We start from the raw sequence: 4,761 nt of genomic DNA, 5'->3' as shown, positions 1-4,761 counted from the left end.
CTGCCGAGCTCCGGCACCGCCAGCTACCGCATGCGCGACGGCCAGTTCCGCGAGCTCTACCGCATGAGCGAGGCCGAGCGCCGCTTCCTGATGCGCACCGACTGGGGTTTTGTCCATCAGAACCCCGCCGACGGCCTGCGCATGACGGTGTCGGCGGGCGCCAATGTCGGCGAGCGGCTGATGGCGGTCGGCGACCGTCACTACGGCAGGATCCGCGCCACCGCCGTCGACTGGCTGTCGCGCGTCGAGATCGACGAGGACCGCATCGACGACGAGCCCCGCGCCTTTTCCGGCGGCATGCGCCAGCGCCTGCAGATTGCCCGCAACCTCGTCACCGGGCCGCGCCTGGTGTTCATGGATGAGCCAACAGGCGGCCTCGATGTCTCGGTGCAAGCCCGCCTGCTCGACCTGCTGCGTGGTCTGGTCACCGATCTCGGTCTGGCGGCCATCGTCGTCACCCACGACCTTGCCGTGGCGCGGCTCTTGTCGCAGCGCATGATGGTGATGAAGGACGGCCGCGTCGTCGAAAGCGGCCTCACCGACCGCGTGCTCGACGACCCGCGCGCGCCTTACACGCAATTGCTTGTTTCCTCGATTTTGCAGGTTTGACGATGGCGCCAAGGCACCCCCCTCTGGCCTGCCGGCCATCTCCCCCTCAAGGGGGGAGATTGGCTATCGTCCTCGGTTTCGCCACTCTCCAACGTTGCAGAACAAGCGCAACGAGAAAGCTGCCGATCTCCCCCCTTGAGGGGGAGATGCCTGGCAAGGCAGAGGGAGGCGTTGGCCCGCAAACGAACGACAATTGGAGGCCCTTCTGATGGCAACCCCCCTCGTTGTCTCCGACGTCGCCAAGAGTTTCACCATGCACCTGCGCGACGGCATCAAACTGCCTGTTGTCGCCGGTGTCTCGTTCTCGATCAGGGCTGGCGAATGCACCGTGCTCGGCGGTCCTTCCGGTGCCGGCAAGAGCTCGATCCTGAAGATGCTCTACGGCAACTACGCCGTCGACGAAGGCCAGATCATCGTCACGCATGATGATGGGCTGATCGACCTCGCCACCGCCAGCCCGCGCACCGTGCTGGCCATACGCCGGCAAACGATCGGCTATGTCAGCCAGTTCCTGCGCACCGTGCCGCGCGTCTCGGCGCTCGACGTCGTCGCCGAACCGCTGGTCGAGCGCGGCGAGAATCGCGAAGCCGCAAGGGACAAGGCGCGCGCCTTGCTGGCGCAGCTCAACCTGCCGGAGAAACTCTGGGCTTTGCCGCCTGCGACCTTCTCCGGCGGCGAGCAGCAGCGCGTCAACATCGCGCGCGGCTTCATCACCGAGCATCCGATCCTGCTGCTCGACGAGCCGACAGCCTCGCTCGATGCCAGGAACCGCGATGTCGTGATCGAACTCATCGCCGCCAAGAAGGCTGCAGGTGTCGCCCTGCTCGGCATCTTCCATGACCACGATGTACGCGAGGCGGTTGCCGACCGCATCATCGACGTCACCGCTTTCGCGCCCGGAAAAATCGCCGCATGACCAGGAAATTGTCCGAGACGCCGCTGGTCCACCCGACGGCGGATGTACAGAATTCGACGCTCGGCCGCTGGACCGAGATCGCCGACCGTAGCCGGGTCTCGGAAAGCGAACTTGGCGACTATTCCTACATGATGCAGGACTGCTCGGTCTGGTGTGCGACGATCGGCAAGTTCGCCAACATCGCGGCCAGCGTGCGCATCAACGCCACCAACCACCCGACCTGGCGGCCGACGCTGCATCACTTCACCTATCGCGCCTCGGACTACTGGGACGATGCCGAGCACGAGAGCGAATTCTTCGCCCAACGCCGCGCCAAGCGGGTCACCATCGGCCACGACACCTGGCTTGGTCACGGCTCGACCATCCTGCCCGGTGTCACCATCGGCGATGGCGCCGCGGTCGGCGCCGGCGCTGTCGTCTCGAAAGATGTAGCGCCCTATACGATCGTCGCCGGCGTGCCGGCAAAGCCGATCCGCGAGCGCTTCGATCGCCGCACGGCCGAACGCTACCAGGCGCTGGCCTGGTGGGACTGGGACCATGCAAGGCTGCGGGCCGCGTTGGATGACTTCCGGGAGCTCGAGGCCGAGGCGTTCTTGGAGAAATATGGCGGATAGCGACGCCAGGAACGGGCTGTCACTGACGCTGGGCAGCGGGGGCAAACCGCCCCCGCCCCTGCTATCCGCATGACGTGCCTCTCGACACCGGCATCGACGCCATGACGGCCCTTGTCTGGAACGCCTGAAGGACGGCCTCGCCATCGCCGGCGCGCGACGGGCGAGTATATGCGCATCAAGTGGTGCCGTCTGGCCACCGGCGCCAGCTCGCCAGGCCTGCATTCCACATCACCTTCGACTGCTGATCCTGGGCCGGCCGCAGACTCCGGCCTGTGGAGCGTAACAAAACTGACATCATCGCGACACGGCAGGTTCATGTGGCTGCGTTAGGCGAGAGCCTGACGATCAATGGTCCCGGACTGGAACCTGCCCCCATGCCAGCAAATTCCGCCACGCTCGAAATCCGCGGTGTCACCCGACGATTTGGCAAGAACACTGCCGTCAGCGACATCAACATCGCGATCCCGCAGGGTCAGATGGTTGGCATTATCGGCCGTTCGGGCGCCGGCAAATCAACCCTCCTTCGCATGATCAACCGTCTCATCGATCCCAGCCAGGGGTCGATTTTTTTTGACGGCGCCGAGGTCTCGAAGCTGAGCGGTTCGCCGCTGCGGCGCTGGCAGCGTGACTGCGCCATGATCTTCCAGCAGTTCAACCTGGTGCCGCGCCTCGACGTGCTGACCAATGTGCTGCTCGGCAAGCTGAACCACCGCTCGACCATCACCAACCTGTTCGGCATGTTCTCCCGCGCCGAATGCGCCGAGGCGGTCGCGGCACTCGAGCGGCTCGACATCGTCCGCACCGCGCTGCAGCCCGCCGGCACCTTGTCGGGCGGCCAGCAGCAGCGCGTCGCCATCGCTCGTGCCATGATGCAGCAGCCCAGAGTGATCCTCGCCGACGAGCCGATCGCCTCGCTCGACCCGCTCAACGCCAAGGTGGTGATGGATTCGCTGCAGGACATCAATTTGCGCGAAGGCATCACCGTCGTCACCAATCTGCACACGCTGGACACCGCCCGCACCTACTGCAACCGCATCATCGGCATGGCTGCCGGCAAGGTCGTCTTCGACGGCCCGCCGGAAGAGCTCAACCGCGAGGCGGTGCGCCTCGTCTACGGCGCCGACAGCAATGGCCAGGAAATCTCCGAGGCCATCACCTCGACCAGCGTTGCCTTCAGCCGAAAGATCGCCGCATCCGCCGGACCGCTCGAGCCCGCATTCCCGGGATATTGAGAGCGGTTGGGATCGCCAGCCCACGTCAAGGGCACCTGTCAAAATCGATAACGCTGCCGGCGCGGGGCCGGAACCTACAGGAGAAATATCCAATGTTCAGGAAGATGGTCTTTGGCGCCGTTTCGGTGCTCGCCATGGCGACCAGCATGGCCCATGCCGCCGACATGAAGGAATTTCGCGTCGGCATTCTCGGCGGCGAAAACGAAACCGACCGGCTGCGCAACTACCAGTGCCTCGCCGACCATTTGAAGGCCGAATTCGGCTTCGAAAAGGTCTCGCTGTTCCCCGCCGCCGACTATGACGGCGTCATCCAGGGCCTGCTCGGCGGCACGCTCGACTTCGCCGAACTCGGCGCTTCCGGCTACGCCAGCGTCGCTCTCAAGGACCCGAAGGCGGTCACCCCGATCCTCACCACCCAGCAGACCGACGGCGCCACCGGCTATTATTCGATCGGCCTGGCGCTGAAATCCTCCGGCATCACCGACATCAAGTCGGCCAAGGGCAAGAAGCTCGGCTACGCCGATCCGGATTCTACCTCCGGCTACCTGATCCCGCTGACCCAGATCCCGAAGGATACCGGCGCTTCGAACGAAACCTTCTTCGCCTCGACCCAGTTCAACGGCGGTCACGAGAACAACGTCCTGGCCGTGCGTGACGGCAAGGTCGACGTGGCGGTGGACGATTCTTCCGGCATCGGCGACTTCAAGGACGGCTACACCTCCGGCACCTTCCACAAGGAAGTCGCCAAGGGCGCCGTCGACCCCAACGACTTCGTCGAAGTCTGGCGCTCGGGTCTGATCCCGAACGGCCCGCTGGTCGTGCGCACCGCGCTCGGCGACGAAATGACCGCCAAGCTCGCCGACTTCTTCACGCAGTTGCCGAAGAAGGACAAGGCTTGCTTCGAAGGCGTCGAGGGCGGCGACTTTACCGGCTACGTCCCGGTTAAGGCGGACTTCTACAACGTCATCGTCGAAGCCCGTAAGGCAGCCATCGGCGGCTAACGGCGAAACCAGGAAGGGCGGCGTCGAGAAAACGCCGCCCTTCTTGCATGTCCGATCATGACCCTTTCCGTGACAGCCCCTTCCGGCGCCACTCACCAGATGGCCGACGCCTGGCGTCGCCAGACGTCCTTGCGCCGGCTCTACACCGCCATCGGTGTCGGCCTGCTCATCACCGCGCTCGGCAGCACCATGTGGTTCGCCGACGAGGCCAATGCCGGGCATTTCTTCGACCGGTTGCCGCATTTGCTGGATTTCCTGAGCTGGCTCGTCCCCAAGGACTGGAACGATGTCTGGCGGGCGATGTTCGACATCACTTCCCCGCATGACACCGGTACCCAGGAATTCAATTTTCCGCTTGGCCGCGCCTATGTCTGGGGCAGCTTCTACAT

At 64.6% G+C, this 4,761-nt stretch carries 5 protein-coding genes and 1 pseudogene; all 6 read left to right on the top strand.

Annotated elements, in window-relative coordinates; genetic code table 11:
* The coding region (gene phnK / locus ENZ75_RS21495; protein ID WP_128278298.1) for a phosphonate C-P lyase system protein PhnK at positions 1-609 on the top strand (609 nt) is incomplete at its 5' end.
* A gap of 208 nt (positions 610-817) precedes the next feature.
* Positions 818-1,525: a phosphonate C-P lyase system protein PhnL gene (gene phnL / locus ENZ75_RS21485; protein WP_063169037.1), complete on the top strand. Its 708-nt coding sequence runs from the start codon at positions 818-820 to the stop codon at positions 1,523-1,525.
* Positions 1,522-2,139 (top strand): DapH/DapD/GlmU-related protein, encoded by a 618-nt coding sequence (locus ENZ75_RS21480; protein ID WP_063169038.1) that lies wholly within the window; start codon positions 1,522-1,524, stop codon positions 2,137-2,139. Before phnL ends, ENZ75_RS21480 begins: the two co-directional genes overlap by 4 nt.
* A gap of 374 nt (positions 2,140-2,513) precedes the next feature.
* Positions 2,514-3,371 carry a phosphonate ABC transporter ATP-binding protein gene (phnC, locus tag ENZ75_RS21475; protein WP_063169039.1) on the top strand — a complete coding sequence of 286 codons (858 nt, stop codon included), beginning with the start codon at positions 2,514-2,516 and terminating at the stop codon, positions 3,369-3,371.
* Between the two features lie 92 nt (positions 3,372-3,463).
* Positions 3,464-4,372, top strand: a complete 909-nt coding sequence (phnD, locus tag ENZ75_RS21470) for a phosphonate ABC transporter substrate-binding protein (protein WP_063169040.1) — start codon at positions 3,464-3,466, stop codon at positions 4,370-4,372.
* 57 nt (positions 4,373-4,429) lie between these two features.
* Positions 4,430-4,761 (top strand): annotated as a pseudogene (locus ENZ75_RS21465) (phosphonate ABC transporter, permease protein PhnE); the annotation flags it as partial.

It is taken from the genome of Mesorhizobium sp. M7A.F.Ca.CA.002.04.1.1 (assembly GCF_004022805.1).
GTDB lineage: Bacteria > Pseudomonadota > Alphaproteobacteria > Rhizobiales > Rhizobiaceae > Mesorhizobium > Mesorhizobium ciceri.
The sequence above is the reverse complement of the archived record's forward strand: the minus strand, read 5'-3'. Positions and strand labels throughout refer to the sequence as shown.

What these genes read in the sequence shown, in the direction of transcription:
- phnL (WP_063169037.1), top strand. Translation starts at nt 818, where the DNA reads ATGGCAACCCCCCTCGTTGTCTCCGACGTCGCCAAGAGTTTCACCATG.
- ENZ75_RS21480 (WP_063169038.1), top strand. Translation starts at nt 1,522, where the DNA reads ATGACCAGGAAATTGTCCGAGACGCCGCTGGTCCACCCGACGGCGGAT.
- phnC (WP_063169039.1), top strand. Translation starts at nt 2,514, where the DNA reads ATGCCAGCAAATTCCGCCACGCTCGAAATCCGCGGTGTCACCCGACGA.
- phnD (WP_063169040.1), top strand. Translation starts at nt 3,464, where the DNA reads ATGTTCAGGAAGATGGTCTTTGGCGCCGTTTCGGTGCTCGCCATGGCG.